We start from the raw sequence: 17,646 nt of genomic DNA on the forward strand, positions 1-17,646 counted from the left end.
AGCCAACAAAGGCGGTCTCGGATTTTTCCGAAACCGCCTCTGACCTGCATCTATCTGTGTCGGGCTGACAGGAATTGAACCTGCGACCCCTTGACCCCCAGTCAAGTGCGCTACCAAACTGCGCCACAGCCCGCCGCGCCTCGAAAGGCGCTTGCTGAGATTACCCCAGCCCCACCCCTGAGAGGAAATCGCCTGCTCAGGGGCAAGGCCGGGAAACGTCAGCGGTTGTTGCCCTTGCCCGGCCGTTCCCGCTTCTCACGGATACGCACCGAGACGCGCACGGGGCTGCCATCGAAGTTGAACTCTTCACGCAGTCGCCGCTCGATGAAGCGGCGGTAGCCGGCCTCGAGGAACCCGGTGGTGAACAGTACGAACGTCGGTGGCCTCGTGCTGGCTTGCGTCGCGAACATGATCCGCGGCAGACGTCCGCCACGCATCGGCGGAGGAGTGGCCGCCACGACCTCCTTGAGCCAGGTGTTCAACCTGCCGGTGGGCACACGCTTGTCCCACGATTCCAGAGCCGTCTCCAGGGCGGGAACCAGCTTTTGGACGGCGCGGCCCGTCTGCGCCGAGATGTTCACTCGTTGCGCCCACGGCACCCGAGCGAGATCGCGATCGATCTCCTTCTCGAGCTGCTGACGACGATCGTCGTCCACCAGGTCCCATTTGTTGAACGCCAACACCAGCGCGCGGCCGGCATCGGAGACCATGCTCAGCACCCGCAGATCCTGCTCCGAGATCACCTGTGAGGCATCGATGAGCAAGATCGCGACCTCGGCGGCTTCGATAGCGGACTTCGTGCGCAGCGACGCATAGAACTCGGCACCACTGGCATGGCTGACGCGTTTGCGCAAGCCTGCGGTATCGACGAATCGCCATGTCTTGCCGCCTAATTCGACCAACGAGTCGACGGGGTCGACGGTGGTACCGGCAACGTCGTGCACCACCGAGCGCTCGTCACCCGAGAGCTTGTTGATCAGCGAGGACTTGCCCACGTTCGGCTTACCGACCAGAGCGACACGCCTCGGTCCCCCACCGGGGATACCTTCGCGTGGTGTCTCGGGCAGTGCCTCGAGCACACGGTCGAGCAAATCGCCGGTACCGCGGCCGTGGGTGGCCGAAACCGACAACGGCTCCCCCAGACCCAGAGACCACAGTGCGGCAACCTCGGACTCGGTGCGACCGTCGTCGACCTTGTTGGCCACCAACAGAACCGGAGTCTTCGACCGGCGCAGCACGCGTGCCACAGCCTCGTCCGTCGTCGTCGAACCGACACGAGCGTCGACGACCAGCAGGATCGCGTCGGCGGTGTTCATAGCCAATTCGGCCTGCCGCGCAACGGATTGTTGCAGGCCCTTGGCGTCGGGCTCCCAACCGCCGGTGTCCTGCACCAGGAAGCGTCGACCACTCCAGTTCGCCTCGTACGACACGCGGTCGCGGGTGACGCCGGGAACGTCCTCGACCACTGCTTCGCGGCGGCCGATGATGCGGTTGACGAGTGTCGACTTGCCGACGTTCGGTCGGCCCACCACGGCGAGAGTCGGCACGGCAACGGCATCTTCGCCGTCTTCGCCCTCGTTGAGGTCGACGTACTCCCACTCGCCCTCGTCGCTCCACGTTCCGTCGCCCGCGGTTTCCGCTGCGCCGGAGAAGAATTCTTCACTCACTGCACTGCTCCAGTTCTGTCATTGACCACAAGCAGCAAACGCTCCATCACACCGTCGAGATCCAGCTCGCTGGTATCGACGATCACCGAATCCTCGGCGGGACGAAGCGGTGACACTGCTCGTGTCGAATCTGCATGGTCACGGCGTTGCACATCCGCGAGCACGAGTTCGTAGTCGTCGCCGCGACCTTGCTCTATGTTCTGCTTGTTGCGACGCTCCGCCCGCGCTTCCGGGGACGCCGTGAGGAACACCTTCACGTCGGCGTCGGGAAGCACGACGGTACCGATGTCTCGACCCTCCACCACGATTCGCGTCGACGAGCTCGCAAGGTCGCGCTGCAGCTGCACCAACAGTTCACGCACCGCAGGCACTGCGGACACCGCCGAGACGGCCTTGGTGACGACATCGCCGCGGATTTCGCCGCTGACGTCCTCACCGTCGAGCAACACGGTCTCGGACAGTGGGTCCTTCCCGATCTCGAGAGGCAGGGCCGCAACAGCTTTCGCTACTCCGTCTGCATCGGTGGGATCGACGCCCGAGCGCAGTACCCACACCGTCGCGACGCGGTACATCGCGCCGGTGTCGAGGTAGCTTGCTTCGAGTGCCGCCGCGAGCCGACGCGATACCGACGACTTACCGGTGCCCGAAGGCCCGTCCATCGCCACGACGAGCGCACTCATCACAGGCCTACGGATTCGTAGAGCTTGCCGATCTCTCCGCGGCCGAGAACTCGCAGTGTTCCTGGACGCTGATCGCCGAGCACGATGTTGCCGACATCGGTACGTACGAGGCGTCCGACCGGGAAGCCGACCTTGTCGAACAACCGACGCACGATGTGCTTGCGGCCCTCGTGCAGGGTCACCTTGACGAGCGACTTGCCGTCCGAGATATCGAGCAGCTGGAAGCCGTCGACCTTGACCGGGCCGTCGTCGAGAGTGACGCCCTCACGCAGCTGCTTGCCGAGTGTGCGGGGAATGGTGCCGAACAGCGTCGCCAAGTAGGTCTTGGAGACCTCGAACGACGGATGCATCAGGCGGTGAGCAAGGTCACCGTCGTTGGTGAAGAGCAACAGCCCCTCGGTGTCCGCATCGAGGCGGCCGACGTGGAACAGTCGCTGCCCGGCCTGGACGCGCTCGGAGACGATATCGCCGACGCACGGGCGCCCGAGATCGTCGGACATGGTGCACTGCCATCCACGAGGCTTGTTCATCGCGAGATGAACAAGCTCTTCCTTCACGACGACGCGGGTGCCGTCGACACGGACCACAGCGATGTTCGGATCGATACGGATGCCCTGTTCGGTGACGATGCGTCCGTCGACCTCGACGCGGCCGTCGGCGATCAGTTCCTCGGCCGCGCGACGCGATGCGACACCGGCCTGCGCGAGCACCTTCTGCAGACGAACACCTTCACCGGCAGGCACATGCTTGCGAGGTGAGGAATCGGTGTGCTGGTGCTTCGCCGGCTTGGCGTTGCTGATCGTGGTCGTCGGAACCTGCTTCTTCTGCGGCTTCGGCGGCTTGGGACGCGACGGCTTCTTACGGGGCACCGCGTCGTTGCTGCGGTCGTTGATGCCCGTGTCGGCAGGCTTGTAATCGAACTCGTCCTGCTCGACGCCTCTGCGCGGGGCCGGTCGGCCACCGGCGCGAGGTGCGCCTGCGCGGGGTCCTCCGGTTCGAGGTGCACCGGTGCGGGGGGCACCGTCACGGGGCGCGGCGTCGCGGGTGCGATCTCCTCGGCGTGCGTCACGCGGAGTGTCCGACCTACCTGCGGTCGGCTTCCTGCGTGGGTCTTGTCTCTTGTTACGGTCCGGTGTGCCATCACGGCGAGCGGGCTTGTTCACTTGTCTTACCTATCAGTCGTCCGAGTCGAGCTCGGCTGCCGGATCGGGTTTCGATCCGCGGTTCTTGGTGGAGCGGGTCATTCTCGGGTCGGTGTCCATGCTGTCACTGATCTCGTCGATCAGGTCCACTCCAGGCAACAGCGGTGCCAGTTCGGGTAGGTCACCGAGCGATGCGAGCCCGAGCCGTTCGAGGAACAGCTCGGTGGTGCAGTACATCGTTCCGGTCGTCTCCGGGTCCGTTCCTGCTTCGGAGATCAGTCCACGGGCGAGCAACGTACGCATCACTCCATCGACGTTGACTCCACGTACGGCGCTGACTCGTGCGCGGGTCAACGGTTGACGATAGGCGATCACGGCCAGGGTTTCCAATGCTGCGCGTGTGAGCTTGGACCGAGCGCCGTCCAGAAGCAGCCGTTCGACGTAGGGCGCGTAAGCGGTTCGGGTGTAGAAACGCCACCCGTCACCGGCGTAGCGAAGGTCGATTCCGCTGCTTCGTTCGGTCAGCGCTGCGGCCATCTCGTTCAAGGAGGCGCGCACTCGAGCGACCGATGCACCCACTGCGGATGCGAGCTGCTCGTCCGACGCTGGGGTGTCCACGATCAGCAACACAGCTTCGAGCGCCGACGCCAGGTTGGCGTCGTCGAGCTCCTCGGACTCGTCGACGTCCTCGAGCTCGAGTTCGGGGTCGGCACTCATGCGTAGTCCTCTTCCGTGACCACGATGGGTCCTTCGTCCTTGCCGGTCCAGCTCACTCGGAGATCGCCCAGCGGCTCCGGTTGTTCGAACGCGATCACCTGTTGACGGAACAGCTCCAGCAACGCCAGGAATCGCGCGATTATTTCGACCTGCACCTCGCAGTCCTGCACCAGCTCCGAGAACGACGCCCATTCGTTCAGGCCGCGGCCTTGCAAGTTCTCCAACAGCCACTCGGCCTGCTCGGGAATCGAGACGGCGTGCTGATGGATGTGATCGAGCCCAACCTGCGGAATCGGCTTGGGCCGAAAGGCGGCAGCGGCGATGTCTGCGAACCTTGCGGGGTCGACGCCGAGCAACACCTCCGGGATCAGATCGGCGTACCTGTTCTCCACCGACACCGATCGCGGATACCGCCGCAGCGCAGCAGCTTCCAGCTCCCCGAACAGCAAGGCCACCTGCTTGTAGGCGCGGTACTGCAGCAACCGAGCGAACAGGAGATCTCGCACTTCGAGCAGCGCCAGATCCTCGGCATCCTCGACGTCACCCGACGGCAGCAGACGAGCTGCCTTGAGGTCGAGCAGAGTCGCGGCAACGACCAAGAACTCCGTCGTCTGATCCAGTCCCACATCGGCACCGAGAGACTTGGTGAACGAGATGAAATCGTCGGTGACGGTGTGCAGCGCCACTTCGGTGACATCCATGCGGTGCTGACTGATCAAGGACAGCAGCAGATCGAACGGACCCTCGAAGTTGAGCAACCGAACCCGAAATTTCGAGGGATCCGCGTCGGCGGGAACCTTGATGGGGGCCTCGTCGGCAGCGTCGACGGTCACGGACCCGACCGGTAGATCACCTCGCGCGCGAGAGCGCGGTACGCCTGCGCGCCGCCGGATTTCGGAGCCCACGTGGTGATGGGTTCACCGGCCACACTGGTTTCCGGGAACCGGACAGTTCGAGTGATCACCGTGTCGTAGACGACGTCGCCGAACACCTCGACCACCCGTGTCATCACCTCGCGAGAGTGCAGTGTTCGGGCGTCGAACATCGTGACTACGATGCCGGCCAGCTTCAGCCGAGGATTGAGGCGATCGCGTACCTTCTCGACGGTGTCGTTGAGCAGTGCCAGACCGCGGAGGCTGAAGTACTCGCACTCCATCGGAATGAGTACTTCGTCGGCGCAGGTGAGCGCATTGACAGTCAGCAGACCGAGCGAGGGCTGGCAGTCGATGAGCACGTAGTCGTAGCGATCGAGGATCGGGTGCAGCACCCGCCCGAGCGTCTGCTCGCGGCCCACCTCGGTCACCAGCTGAATTTCGGCGGCCGAGAGGTCGATGTTGCTGGGCATCAGATCGAGGTTCTCGACGCGAGTCCGCATGATGATGTCGTCGGCAGAGACCTTTGCCTCGACGAGAAGGTTGTAGACCGTGAGATCGAGTTCGTGATGTGCGACGCCCAAGCCCGCGGAGAGGGCGCCCTGCGGGTCGAGGTCAACCAGCAGCACTCGACGGCCGTAGCCGGCCAGCGATGCACCGAGATTGATGGTCGACGTCGTCTTGCCGACGCCGCCCTTCTGATTGCACATCGCGATGATCTTGGCCGGGCCATGACTGGCCAGCGGTTGCGGATCCGGAACCGACCGCGTCTTTCGACCGGTGGGCCCGAGTTCGTCGGGAGCTGGAATGATGTCGCGCGACTCGCGACTGGACTCGGGTTGACGCGTATGGAACAGCGCGCCTTCGAGGTGCGCACGATCCGAGGCTGACTCCGCCGCTGGCGGCTGCGGTGTCGACACGTTCCAGCGCTCCCCTGTCCCGTTCGTCTTCGAGTAGTTCACGCAAACGCTACCGCTTGAGACACCGTCGCTGTCACCGGACACGCTGACAGGCAGGGGTCGACCTCGTGCTACCGCGCCCGCGGATGCGCTCCCGCCCATACTTCGCGCAGCGTGGTGACGGTGACGAGAGTGTAGATCTGCGTCGTCGTCACCGACGCATGCCCCAACAGTTCCTGCACCACGCGGACGTCGGCGCCGCCGTCGAGTAGATGCGTGGCGAAGGAGTGCCGCAGAACATGTGGCGAGACGCCGGAGGTGATCCCGGCCCGCTCGGCCGAGTCCTGCAGTACCTGCCACGCGCTCTGCCGAGACAACCTGCCGCCGCGCACGTTCAGAAACAGGGCCGGGTTGGAGCGCGCAACCAAGCCGGGTCGCCCACGCACCAGGTACGCGTCGATCGCCTCGATCGCCGGCCTACCGACCGGGACGATGCGATGCTTACCGCCTTTTCCGCGCAGCAGTACCGAGCGTGACTCGGTGTCGATATCGTCCACATCCAGCCCTACGGCCTCGGAAATTCGGGCACCGGTGGAATACAACAACTCCAGCAGTGCTCGATCACGCAGTCCGCGTGGAGCATCGGGCCCTGCGATCGACGCCGATTCGAGCAGTGCCACCACTTGGTCGATGGGAAGCGACTTGGGCAGTCGCTTGGCAGGCTGTGGGGGCTTGACCTCGCTCGCTACGTTGCGCTCGACCATCCCCTCGGCCAGAGCGAAGCGGTGCAGACCGCGCACGGCGATCAGCGTGCGTGCGGCCGAACTCGCTGCGAGAGCAGGGAATTCGTCATCGCCGCGCCGGAGATACAGCACGAACTCGGTGATGTCGTTCTCGGTGACCTTGGCCAGATCGGCAATTCCGTAGCCGCTGAGAAACCGCTCGTACCGCACCAGATCACGACGATAGGACGACACCGTGTTCTGTGCCGAACCGCGCTCGACCACCAGATGGTCGAGGTACGTCTGAATCTGCTGGCCGATCACGGTGGCTACTTTCGTGAACTCTTCCGCTTCTCGAAGGCCGTGGGCAGGTCGGGCCACGAGGCGTCGGCCGGGCGCAGCTCGGTGCCCGCGGCGCGGGCTGCAGCGAAGGCAAGCACGCCCGCCACCGCGGACGCATTCACGATCTCTCCCGCCAATGCGCGACGGACGGCCTCGTCCATCGGTACGAAGGAGAGTTCGATGTCTGCTTCCTCGTCGTGCGCTTCGGGCCGATCCACCTCGGTCAGGTCCTGTGCGAGAAAGATCCGCACGGCCTCGTCGGTGAACCCGGGCGAGGCCAGCACGTCGACCAATACCGACCAGGTACCGGCCGCAAGGCCGGTCTCCTCGGCGAGCTCACGCTGGGCCGCCAGTACCGGCTGCTCCCCCGGCGCGTCGAGCAGGCCGGCCGGCAATTCCCACAGGCGTCGCCCGATGGGATGCCGATACTGCTCGATCATCGCCACACGGTCCTGATCGTCGACGGCCAGAATCCCGACCGCGCCGTGATGCTCGATCACCTCACGCTCGGCCGTGCGACCGTTCGGCATCGCGACCTGATCGAGCCGGAGCGCGAGAATGGCACCGGAATACGGCACCGACGAGTCGAGGGTGGTGAACTCGTGCCGGGGCTCGCTCATCCGACGGTCTCGGCAGTGGCGTCCGACTCCTCCGCCGCGACGGTATCACCGTGAATGTCGACCGGCAGACGCTCGGCGGCCTTGTACTTCAGCGCCGCATTGATCAACGATGCGAACAACGGGTGCGGGCGGGTAGGCCGGCTCTTGAGCTCCGGGTGCGCTTGGGTGGCGACGAAGAACGGGTGCACCGAAGCGGGCAGCTCGACGAACTCGACCAGGTGGCCGTCCGGAGAAGTACCGCTGAACACCAAGCCGCTCTTGGCAATTCGATCCCGGTAGTCGTTGTTGACCTCGTAGCGGTGACGGTGACGTTCCGAGACGTTCTCGGTGCCGTACGACGCCGCGACGACCGAACCCTTCTGCAGTGTCGCCGGGTAGGCACCGAGGCGCATCGTGCCGCCGAGATCGGCGTCACCGGCGACGGCATCTTCTTGATCGGCCATCGTGGAGATCACCGGATCCTTGGTGTCCGGATCGAACTCGGCGGAATTGGCATCGGTCAGACCGACCGAACGAGCCGCCTCGATGACCACGCACTGCAACCCGAGGCACAACCCCAACAGCGGAATCTTGCGCGTGCGTGCGAACTCGATGGCTCCGAGTTTGCCCTCGATTCCTCGGATGCCGAAGCCACCGGGAATGAGCACGGCATCGACATCACCCAACGCGGCCTGCGCCCCCGCAGGCGTCGAGCACTCGTCGGACGGGACCCACTTGATCTCGACCTTGGCGCGATGAGCGAACCCGCCGGCACGCAACGCCTCGGTGACCGAAAGATAGGCGTCGGGCAGGTCCACGTACTTGCCGACGAGGCCGACGCGCACGGTTTCGCGCGGTTGGTGGACGCGCTCGAGCAGTCCACCCCAGATGGTCCAGTCGACATCGCGGAACGGGAGACCGAGTTGACGGACGACGTAGGCGTCCAAGCCTTCCTTGTGCAACACCTTGGGAATGTCGTAGATCGACGGCGCGTCGGGCGTGGAAATGCAGCCGTCGACATCGACGTCGCACATGAGCGCGATCTTGTTCTTCAGTCCCGGCGGCACATCACGATCGCAACGCAGGATCAATGCGTCGGGCTGGATACCGATGCTGCGAAGGGCAGCCACGGAGTGCTGGGTGGGCTTGGTCTTGAGTTCACCGGACGGGGCCAGGAACGGAACCAGGGAGACGTGCAGGAAGAACACGTTGTTACGGCCGACGTCGTGGCGAACCTGGCGCGCTGCCTCGAGGAAGGGCTGCGACTCGATATCGCCGACGGTGCCACCGATTTCGGTGATCACGACGTCAGGCTGGTGGCCCTGCAGATCCGGCCCGTTCATGGCCAGAATTCGACGCTTGATCTCGTCGGTGATGTGCGGGATGACCTGGACGGTGTCGCCCAGGTACTCGCCGCGACGCTCCTTGGCGATGACCGTCGAATAGACCTGGCCGGTGGTGACATTGGCGAATCCCGACAGATCACGGTCGAGGAAGCGCTCGTAATGACCGACATCGAGGTCGGTCTCGGAGCCGTCCTCGGTGACGAAGACTTCACCGTGCTGGAACGGGTTCATCGTGCCGGGATCGACGTTGAGGTACGGATCGAGCTTCTGCATGGTCACGCGCAAGCCGCGTGCGGTCAGTAGCTGGCCGAGGCTGGATGCCGTCAGACCTTTTCCGAGCGAAGACGCGACGCCTCCGCTGACGAAGATGTGCTTGGTGTCGGAACGCGACTGAAGGCGTGACAATGAGGCTCCCGTGACAAATCTGCAGGGCTTGCTCCTACCAGGGGGCTGATAAGAGAGGTAAAGCGTAGAAATTGGGCCTGCTACCCACGGGACTTCACGGTAACACCAGTACGTACCTCACCGCCAACGACACGCGCGATCAGCTCGCGGGAGCTCCGACCGTCACGGCGTTCGCGTTCGCGCCGGTTCCATATCGACCCGAGGCCCCGTCCAGCTGCTCCGCCAGAGCGAGAACGGTGGTGATCCGTCCGGCTTCACGGTCGACGTTGTCGACCGTGCTCAGTGACGACGACAGAGCCGAATCCGCCCGTACGACGGCGATGGATCCGTTGCCCTCCGCGGCGCCGGATCGTCCCGCCAAGACCGTGCCCGCACCACGCGAGTCGAGAGCACCGGCGAAGCGAGCGACGATGGCACCACGATTGCCGTCCTCGACGTCTGACGTACCGGCACCGGTGACGACCACTGCCAACTGAGCGGGTGCCACGGCACCGTTGTCGTAGGCGATGAACCCGCCGCTGCGCAGCGTCTCCAGCGCGAGTGAGAGCTCCTCGGGCGTCGACTGCGGCTGGGCCGTCTCTGCGTTGAGCAGCAGCACCGATCCCAGCAGATCTCCCGCCAGGCTGCCTTGATCGACCGCCCCGGTGCGCAACTGCACGCCCGCCGGAATGACGTTGGTCAGGCGCGTCCGCAGATCGTCACCGTTCGCAGCGGAGACGAACGCGTCGGTCAGCGACACGCGGCCGGTAACAGTGGCCCCCGACGCTCCGATCGAGCGTGTGACTCCGTCGACGTCGCCGGGATCTGCGTCGGGGGTGGTGATGACCACGACCGAACGATCGAGCAACGTGTCTCGCACAACCCTGCCTGCCACTGCGGCGTCGAACCCGTCGGCAGAATTCAGCTGCTCGCCGAGCTGATTGTTGGACGCCTGTAGATCGTCCACCTGGTTTTCGAGACCGGTCTTGTCGTCCCGAAGACCGGAGACCAGTCCGCTGGACAGCAGACCTGAACCGAGCACGATGCCGATGGCCAACGCGACGAACACGGCCGCCAATGAAATGGCATGTTGGCGAAGCGAAATCACGGAAGCAACCCCTGGAACCACACAGCGAACCGGTCCCACAGGTCGATCGCCCAGTCCAACGATTCACCACCGATGTTGGACACGGCCAACGCCACGATGACGGCAACGAGGGCTGCGAGAATCAGCAGTGCGATCGCGCCACCGGACACCCGGCTTCGGTACAGGGTGGCCACAGCTTTGGCGTCGACCAGCTTGGCTCCGACCTTCAGACGCGTCATGAATGCGGCCGGGTTGGTGTTGCGACGGCCACGATCGAAGAATTCGTCGAGGCTGGCCGGGCTACCGACCGACACGATCAGCGAGGCCCCGTGATGATCGGCCAGCAGCATAGCGAGGTCGGCAGCGGCACCACTCGCGGGAAAGGTCATGGCACCGATTCCGAGGTCCTGAATGCGTTCGAGACCTTGCGCGTGACCGTCCGAATCGGCCGGAAGTACCACCTCTGCACCGCATTTGAGCGTCTGAGCGGTGACGTCCTCGGGGTCGCCTACGATCAGGTCAGGGCGGTGACCGGCCTTCATGGCGGTGTCGGCACCCGCGCCGACGCCGATGATGACGGGCGAGTACTCCTTGATGAACGGCTTGAGATTCTTCAGATCCTCGGCGTGACCGGGTCCGTCGGCGACGATCACCACATGACGACCCTTCAGGTCGATGTCGATGTCCGGCACACCGACGCCGTCGATGAGCAACGGACTCTCGGTCCGGATGAACTCGATGGTGTTGCCCGAGAACGCTTCCAGATGGTCTACGAGACCGGTCTTGGCCTCGATCATCTTGTCGGAGATCTCGGCTTCGCTCTGCTCGTCACCCTTGGCGAGGCGGCGATCTCCGGTGTAGACACCGCCGTCGTTCAGACGAACCTTGGTTCCGTCCTTGATCTTCTTGAAGATCTCGGTGCCGGCCGAGTCGATCAAGGTGATCCCGTTGGCCACGATGACCTCGGGACCCAGGTTGGGGTAACGCCCGGAAATCGACGGCGACGCGTTGACGACCGCGAGCACCCCCGCCTCGACGAGCGCATCTGCCGTCAGACGATCCAGGTCCAGCTCGTCCAGGACGACTATGTCGCCGGGGCCGACCCGTTTGAGCAGCTTGGCCGTGTTGCGATCGACTCGCGCGATCCCGGTGATTCCGGGCAGCGAATCCTGACTACGTGACAGCAGAGCCGGCATCTTCATGTGGACCATGATGACCCGATCGACACGCCCGGCGGCGGAGGCGCGCCGAAACAACTACCACACTGATCACATCAGCACCAAAGGTTACAGGGCAGCTCGATCGGCGTTTGCAGTGGCCAGCAGCTCCTCGGCGTGCGCACGACCGGTCTCCGTGTCGTCCAGACCCGCGAGCATTCTGGCGAGCTCGACGACCCGCTCCGACGACGAGAGCGTCCGAACTCCACTGTTCGCCGCGCCCTTCTTCGCATCGGTCTTGTCGACCACCAGATGTGTGTCGGCGAACGCTGCGACCTGAGGCAAGTGGGTGACGACGATGACCTGATGGGTGCGAGCCAACCGGCCGAGCCGACGCCCGACCTCGACGGCAGCGCGACCACCGACTCCGGCGTCGACCTCGTCGAAGACCATCGTCGCGCCCTTGTCCGAGCCCGCCAGCACCACCTCGAGCGCCAACATCACCCGTGAGAGCTCACCGCCGGACGCACTCTTGCTGATCGGCAGAGCCTGCGCACCGTCGTGGGCGGACAGACGAAACTCGACCTCGTCCACGCCGTTGCTCCCGGCATGCAGTTCGGTGCCGTCGACGACGATCGGAGCGGTGTCCGACGGTCCGGCGGGCAACGCTCGAACATCGATCTGCAGCTTGGCCTTTCCCATCGCCAACCCCGCCAGCTCGACGCTGACCGCCTTCGAAAGCTTCACCGACGCCTTCGTGCGGGCCGCACTGAGCTTCTGTGCCGCCGCCGCGACGTCGACGGCAGCCGCGTCGACCTTGGCACTCAATTCAGCCAAGGCGTCGGCCGAAGTGTCGATGTGCGAGAGGCGCTCGCGGGCATCCTCCGCCCAGGCGATGACACCGTCGACGTCGGCGGCGTACTTGCGCGTCAACGACTTCAGTTCGGCCTGGCGGTTCAGGATCGCGTCGAGCGCATTCGGATCGGACGGCAGATCCGTCAGGTACGAGGTGAGATCGGCACCGATGTCTCCCACGATGGCCATCGCGTCGTTCAGTCGCGGCAGCAGCTCCGTCAGAGCAGTGTCGTCGGCGTGCTCCAAGCGAGAACGAGCCTCGCCCAGCAGATACAGTGCAGACGCGGTGTCCGACGCCTCCTCGGTGCTCCCCACAAGGGCCGCCGAGGCACCCTCCGCGGTCTCGCGCAGCGAATCCAGATCACCCAGCCGACGGACGTCCTCGGCCACCGAACGATCCTCCCCCGGCTCCGGTGCGAGAGAGTCGATCTCCTGCAGACCGAATTGCAGACGGTCGGCTTCCTGCGCCAGCTCGCGACTGCGTTCGGTGCGGTCGATCAACTCGTTGCGCGCGTCGAGCCACGTCTTGCGTGCGGTGCGGTACTTCGAGACCAGGGACGCCACCGCGTCGCCGGCAAATCTGTCCAGAGCACCGAGTTGCTGGTCGGGCCGAAGCAGGCGCAGCTGGTCGTTCTGACCGTGCACCGTCAGCAACGAGTCGGTGAAGTTCGACAGAACCGATGCGGGCACACTGCGCCCACCGAGGTGCGCACGAGAGCGACCGTCGGAGTTGACAGTGCGGACGGCAATGATCGAATTGTCCTCGTCACGTTGGCCTCCCGAGGACTCGAGCACCTTGTCGACGTCGTCGATCACCTGCTCCGACGCGGTATCGGTACTGAATCGCCCTTCGACCACAGCACGCTGCGCGCCCAGCCGAACCCGGCCTGCATCGGCGCGGGCACCCGACAACAGGTGCAGGCTCGTGACCACCATGGTCTTGCCGGCGCCGGTTTCACCGGTGAGTACGGTCAGCCCCTCGTGAAACTGTGCGCTGGCACCGGAAATGACTCCGAGGCTGTCGATCCGAATCTCTTCGAGCATCCCTACCTCGCTCTCCCCCGCCACCCTGTTACGGGCAGTTCGAATTTCTTGACCATTCGGTCGGCGAACGGCGCCGAATCGAGTCGGACCCATTTGATCGGTGACGCGCCCCGCACCACCTCGACGCGAGCACCGGCCGGAAGGCTCAGCGTGCGCCTGCCGTCACAGAATACGAACCCCGCATGTCCGCCCGCATCGATCTCGACTGCGACGATCGACTCGGGACTGGTGACGAGCGGTCGCGCGAACAAAGCATGTGCATTGCTCGGAATGACCAGTATCGCTTCGAGTTCCGGCCAGACCACAGGTCCACCGGCCGAGAAGGCGTATGCCGTCGAGCCCGTCGGTGTGGAGACCAGGACTCCGTCGCAGCCGAAAGCGGAAACCGGTCGACCGTCGACTTCGAGCACCACCTCGAGCACTCCGAGCCGGGACCCGTTCTCGATACTCGCCTCGTTCAACGCCCATCCGCGATCGACCACCTGATCTCCGACGCGAACAGCGATGTCCAAGGTCATGCGCTGCTCGATCCGGTAATTACCGGCAATGACGCGGGCCAGAGCATCTTCGAGATGGTCGGCCTCCGCCTCGGCGAGAAAGCCTACGTGGCCGAGGTTGATGCCGAGAACCGGAATGGAGGCTGCTTGCGCGAGTTCGGCTGCGCGCAGAAAGGTTCCGTCACCGCCCAGAACCAGGACCATCTCGCAGCCGACCGCCGCGTCGGGGCCGAATTCCACGACGTTGAGCTTCATGTCCGCCACGAACACGTGGTCGTGCTCTTCCGTATCGGAGGCTTCGATCTTCGATGGCTCGACCTCGTCCACCAGCACGCGCAGACAGATGCCTGCTTCGTCGAACACTTTGCCCACTCGGCGTGCAGTCTCGGCGATGTCCGGTCGACCAGGATGAGCGACGAGAAGAATCTCTCGCGACGACTCCAGTTCCGGTGCTGCGTGGGACGGAGTCACTGTGGTCCTTCCTCGATCGCGAGCCGTACGAGTTCCGGGATGTCGGAACTCGGCAGATCCTCGCCTGCACCTGCGCTCAGCCACAAAAAGTACTCGACGTTGCCCGACGGGCCCGGCAGCGGGCTTGCCGCCACCGCGCGAACAGTCAGATCCAGGCCGACGGCCGCGTTCGCCACGTCCTCGACGGCCTCGGCTCGCAGCGCGGGATCTCGTACGACGCCGCCGGCACCCACGCGATCCTTTCCGACCTCGAATTGCGGTTTGACCATCAGCACCATGTCGGTGCCCGGCGTCGAGCAAGCGACGAAAGCCGGAAGGACGAGTTTCAGCGAGATGAACGACAGGTCGGCCACGATCACGTCCACGGGTCCACCGATCGTCTCGGCGTCGATCGACCGGACGTTGGTGCGGTCGATGACGTGGACACGATCGTCGGACTGCAGCCGCCACACCAGCTGGCCGTACCCGACGTCGACGGCAACCACCTCGCGTACTCCTCGACTGAGGAGAACATCGGTGAATCCACCGGTGGACGCACCGGCGTCGAGGCAACGAGCATGCTCGACGGTCAAACCCAGCGGCCCGAACGCGTCGAGAGCCCCGAGCAGCTTGTGGGCACCGCGTGAGGCCCAACTTACCTCGTTGTCTTCTTCGGCCACCAGTAGCGGGGTACCCGGCTCCACCGCCGTTGCCGGTTTGGAGGCCACGGTCCCGGCGATCTTCACCCGACCGGACTCGATCAATTCCGACGCGTGTTCGCGAGATCTCGCCAACCCGCGGCGAACCAACTCCGCGTCGACGCGTGCGCGACGAGCCACGTCAGGTCTTGTCGACGGTGGTCAGGGCGCGTACGAGCACCTCGTGCGCGCGATCCAGCAGACTTGCGTCGCGCGCCAGTGCGTCCGAGTCGACGGCCTCGGATTCGTCGTCGGATACCGACTCGATCGTGAGCTGACTCAACAGCGAGGAAACCTCGGCGCGGATGGCGTCCGGATCGGCCGACGACTCATCGCCGACACCGCTCGGCCGGTGCTGCCCTGGTAGTGGAATAGACGTGCTCATCGCCCTTCACGCTATCGGATGGGTACGACGAATGCCCGATCGCCGCCGCTCTCCGGGCCCTGGGTCAACACCCGAGCAGCGACTGCAGATCGCCTAGGCGATTTCCCTCGAAGCGCACCTCCGTGAACTCGGAGCCCGACCACGCAACGTGCAGCACAGCCAGAGCGCCTTCGAACACATCCGGCTCCGTGTCGCTGTCGAACCGCACCGACAGCACTCCGCCATCGATATCGACCGTCCAACCGTTCTTGCTGCCGACGCGAGACGCGGACTCGTCCTGGTTGAGCACCCCGAGGTCAGGGCCGATGTGAGTGGGTCGCAGATGCTGGGGAGCACCGAGCAGCTCAGCTGCAGTGCTCACCCCGGTCAACACCAGTAGTGACGGCAGCCCGATTTCATTGGCTCCCGCGATGTCTGTGTCCAGGCGGTCTCCGACGACCAACGCCGAATGCGCTCGGCTGCGCTCGATGGCGTCGTGCATGATCGGCGCGGCAGGCTTGCCCGCAACGATCGGCTCGACGTCGGTGGCGTTGCGAACCGCTGCGACCATCGAGCCATTTCCCAGAACCAGCCCTCGCTCGGTCGGCAAAGTGGCATCGGTGTTCGTTGCAACCCAGAGGGCACCCGCTCGGATAGCGAGGACTGCCTCGGCGAGCATCTTCCAGCCTGTATCGACAGAGTGCCCCTGCACCACTGCGACCGGGTCTGCGTCGGCAGATCTGACCGGCTCGAGGCCGACCTTGGATACCTCGTTCGCCAACGCGTCGGTACCGACCACCAGTACGCGCGAACCCGCGTCCAACTTGCCCGCGAGAACACCCGCAGCGGCCTCGGAACTGGTGACCACGAACTCCGCAGACGTGTCGAACCCGAGACTACGAAGGTGCTCGGCAACGTCCTGAGGGGCACGACTGGCATTGTTCGTCACGAAGTACTGCTTCTCGGAACCACCCGAAAGCGCTTCCACTGCACCGGGAATGGGGTCCTTGCCGGCGTAGACGGTGCCGTCGAGGTCGAGAAGCAGGACGTCGTGGGCGTCGCGCAGCAGCGTCACTGACTGCCTCCGGACAACTCCTCGACCCGCTCTTCTGCGTCGGTCTCACCATCGACATCGGCCGCAGCGGCATTGAGGAACCACTTGACGCCCTCGTCGACGCGACCTGCCGCCACGAGCGCGTCGGCGTAGACGTAGAACAGGCGAGCCGCAGCGGTTCCCGAGCGCGAGGCGTCGAGATCCGGGGTCTGCAGAGTGACGACGGCCTGGTCGTACTGGTTCAGGTCCATTCGGGCGCCAGCCACGACGATCCGGAGCTCCGACGCTTCCTCGCCGGTCAACTCACGAGCCTCGTCGCTGCGACCGAGTTCGATGGCGCGCTCGGGACGGCCGAGTCCGCGTTCACAGTCGGCCATGACAGCGATCAGACCTGGCCCGCCTGCCATACGCCGGGCGGCGCGGAGCTCGGACAGGGCTTCGGCCCACTCACCGGCGTGGTAGGCCGCGATACCCGCAGTTTCACGAACGACGGCGATACGACCTGCTCGCTGACGAGCAGCGCGCGCATGCAGCAGCGCCAACTGCGGATCGTCGTCGAGGAGCCTGCTGGTCATCACGAGGTGACGGGCTACAGCAGTAGCGTTGTTCTTGTCCAAGCTCAGCAGGTCACGACGCACGGCCGGCTCGAGTTGGCCGGCTTCGACCTCGTCAGGCAGATCCGGCTCGTCGGGGCGCGGGGGTCGACGGTCGGAGGATGCACTGTTACCGCGGCGATCGCCGGAGAACCCACCTTCACCGCCACGCCTACGGGGAGGACCGTCCGAACGACGCGGGTCGCCGCGACGGTCCTGAGCGCGGGGGTTGCGATCTCGGGATTCGCTCGGGCGGTTGCCGCCATCGCCTCGAGAGGGGCGACGATCGTTGTTGTCTTCCGACACGGGCGTCCTTTCGGATTTTGGATACAAAACGCAAAAAGGGGACCCACCAAGTGGGTCCCCTTCTTACAACGGGTGTTCGGCGGTGTCCTACTCTCCCACACCCTGTCGAGTGCAGTACCATCGGCGCTGGAGGGCTTAGCTTCCGGGTTCGGAATGGGACCGGGCGTTTCC

At 64.9% G+C, this 17,646-nt stretch carries 17 protein-coding genes, 1 tRNA gene and 1 rRNA gene; all 19 read right to left on the reverse strand.

Features of this window, described 5'->3' with window-relative positions; all coding sequences use genetic code 11:
- Window positions 1-59: 59 nt before the first annotated feature.
- Window positions 60-133, reverse strand: a tRNA-Pro gene (locus tag ASG84_RS16660).
- An 85-nt stretch (window positions 134-218) separates the two neighbouring features.
- Window positions 219-1,667: a ribosome biogenesis GTPase Der gene (gene der / locus ASG84_RS16665; RefSeq protein WP_057478160.1), complete on the reverse strand. Its 1,449-nt coding sequence runs from the start codon at window positions 1,665-1,667 to the stop codon at window positions 219-221.
- Window positions 1,664-2,347, reverse strand: a complete 684-nt coding sequence (cmk, locus tag ASG84_RS16670; protein ID WP_057478161.1) for a (d)CMP kinase — start codon at window positions 2,345-2,347, stop codon at window positions 1,664-1,666. The genes der and cmk overlap by 4 nt, the downstream gene beginning before the upstream one ends.
- Window positions 2,347-3,510, reverse strand: coding sequence for a pseudouridine synthase (locus ASG84_RS27040; RefSeq protein WP_082521045.1), 1,164 nt, complete (start codon window positions 3,508-3,510; stop codon window positions 2,347-2,349). The genes cmk and ASG84_RS27040 overlap by 1 nt, the downstream gene beginning before the upstream one ends.
- A gap of 12 nt (window positions 3,511-3,522) precedes the next feature.
- Window positions 3,523-4,206 (reverse strand): SMC-Scp complex subunit ScpB, encoded by a 684-nt coding sequence (scpB, locus tag ASG84_RS16680; protein ID WP_057478162.1) that lies wholly within the window; start codon window positions 4,204-4,206, stop codon window positions 3,523-3,525.
- The gene (locus ASG84_RS16685; RefSeq protein WP_057478163.1) at window positions 4,203-5,039 is read right to left on the reverse strand and encodes a segregation and condensation protein A; all 837 of its coding nucleotides are present in this window, start codon (window positions 5,037-5,039) and stop codon (window positions 4,203-4,205) included. Before ASG84_RS16685 ends, scpB begins: the two co-directional genes overlap by 4 nt.
- Window positions 5,036-5,998 carry a ParA family protein gene (locus tag ASG84_RS16690; protein ID WP_235581699.1) on the reverse strand — a complete coding sequence of 321 codons (963 nt, stop codon included), beginning with the start codon at window positions 5,996-5,998 and terminating at the stop codon, window positions 5,036-5,038. The genes ASG84_RS16685 and ASG84_RS16690 overlap by 4 nt, the downstream gene beginning before the upstream one ends.
- Window positions 5,999-6,108: 110 nt before the next feature.
- Complete coding sequence (gene xerD / locus ASG84_RS16695) at window positions 6,109-7,023, reverse strand: site-specific tyrosine recombinase XerD (RefSeq protein ID WP_057478164.1); 915 nt, start codon at window positions 7,021-7,023, stop codon at window positions 6,109-6,111.
- Window positions 7,024-7,028: 5 nt separating this feature from the next.
- Complete coding sequence (locus tag ASG84_RS16700) at window positions 7,029-7,661, reverse strand: NUDIX domain-containing protein (RefSeq protein ID WP_057478165.1); 633 nt, start codon at window positions 7,659-7,661, stop codon at window positions 7,029-7,031.
- Complete coding sequence (locus tag ASG84_RS16705; RefSeq protein ID WP_057478166.1) at window positions 7,658-9,391, reverse strand: CTP synthase; 1,734 nt, start codon at window positions 9,389-9,391, stop codon at window positions 7,658-7,660. The genes ASG84_RS16700 and ASG84_RS16705 overlap by 4 nt, the downstream gene beginning before the upstream one ends.
- Before the next feature lie 139 nt (window positions 9,392-9,530).
- Window positions 9,531-10,478 (reverse strand): copper transporter, encoded by a 948-nt coding sequence (locus tag ASG84_RS16710; RefSeq protein WP_057478173.1) that lies wholly within the window; start codon window positions 10,476-10,478, stop codon window positions 9,531-9,533.
- On the reverse strand, window positions 10,475-11,659 hold the full coding sequence (steA, locus tag ASG84_RS16715) for a putative cytokinetic ring protein SteA (protein WP_057478167.1): 1,185 nt from the start codon (window positions 11,657-11,659) through the stop codon (window positions 10,475-10,477). Before steA ends, ASG84_RS16710 begins: the two co-directional genes overlap by 4 nt.
- Window positions 11,660-11,743: 84 nt before the next feature.
- On the reverse strand, window positions 11,744-13,513 hold the full coding sequence (recN, locus tag ASG84_RS16720; RefSeq protein WP_057478174.1) for a DNA repair protein RecN: 1,770 nt from the start codon (window positions 13,511-13,513) through the stop codon (window positions 11,744-11,746).
- Between the two features lie 2 nt (window positions 13,514-13,515).
- Entirely contained in the window at window positions 13,516-14,481 is a 966-nt protein-coding gene (locus ASG84_RS16725; RefSeq protein ID WP_057478168.1) for an NAD kinase, read from the reverse strand.
- Complete coding sequence (locus ASG84_RS16730; protein WP_057478169.1) at window positions 14,478-15,299, reverse strand: TlyA family RNA methyltransferase; 822 nt, start codon at window positions 15,297-15,299, stop codon at window positions 14,478-14,480. The genes ASG84_RS16725 and ASG84_RS16730 overlap by 4 nt, the downstream gene beginning before the upstream one ends.
- 1 nt (window position 15,300) lies before the next feature.
- Window positions 15,301-15,543: a hypothetical protein gene (locus ASG84_RS16735; protein ID WP_057478170.1), complete on the reverse strand. Its 243-nt coding sequence runs from the start codon at window positions 15,541-15,543 to the stop codon at window positions 15,301-15,303.
- 64 nt (window positions 15,544-15,607) lie between these two features.
- Window positions 15,608-16,597: an HAD-IIA family hydrolase gene (locus ASG84_RS16740; protein ID WP_057478171.1), complete on the reverse strand. Its 990-nt coding sequence runs from the start codon at window positions 16,595-16,597 to the stop codon at window positions 15,608-15,610.
- The gene (locus ASG84_RS27045) at window positions 16,594-17,475 is read right to left on the reverse strand and encodes a hypothetical protein (RefSeq protein ID WP_082322671.1); all 882 of its coding nucleotides are present in this window, start codon (window positions 17,473-17,475) and stop codon (window positions 16,594-16,596) included. Before ASG84_RS27045 ends, ASG84_RS16740 begins: the two co-directional genes overlap by 4 nt.
- Window positions 17,476-17,549: 74 nt before the next feature.
- A 5S ribosomal RNA gene (rrf, locus tag ASG84_RS16750) occupies window positions 17,550-17,646 on the reverse strand; the annotation flags it as partial.

Source organism: Rhodococcus sp. Leaf278 (assembly GCF_001426085.1).
In the GTDB taxonomy this organism is placed as follows: Bacteria; Actinomycetota; Actinomycetes; order Mycobacteriales; family Mycobacteriaceae; genus Rhodococcoides.

What these genes read in the sequence shown, in the direction of transcription:
- recN (WP_057478174.1), bottom strand. Translation starts at nt 13,513, where the DNA reads ATGCTCGAAGAGATTCGGATCGACAGCCTCGGAGTCATTTCCGGTGCC.
- steA (WP_057478167.1), bottom strand. Translation starts at nt 11,659, where the DNA reads ATGAAGATGCCGGCTCTGCTGTCACGTAGTCAGGATTCGCTGCCCGGA.
- ASG84_RS16700 (WP_057478165.1), bottom strand. Translation starts at nt 7,661, where the DNA reads ATGAGCGAGCCCCGGCACGAGTTCACCACCCTCGACTCGTCGGTGCCG.
- ASG84_RS16735 (WP_057478170.1), bottom strand. Translation starts at nt 15,543, where the DNA reads ATGAGCACGTCTATTCCACTACCAGGGCAGCACCGGCCGAGCGGTGTC.
- cmk (WP_057478161.1), bottom strand. Translation starts at nt 2,347, where the DNA reads ATGAGTGCGCTCGTCGTGGCGATGGACGGGCCTTCGGGCACCGGTAAG.
- scpB (WP_057478162.1), bottom strand. Translation starts at nt 4,206, where the DNA reads ATGAGTGCCGACCCCGAACTCGAGCTCGAGGACGTCGACGAGTCCGAG.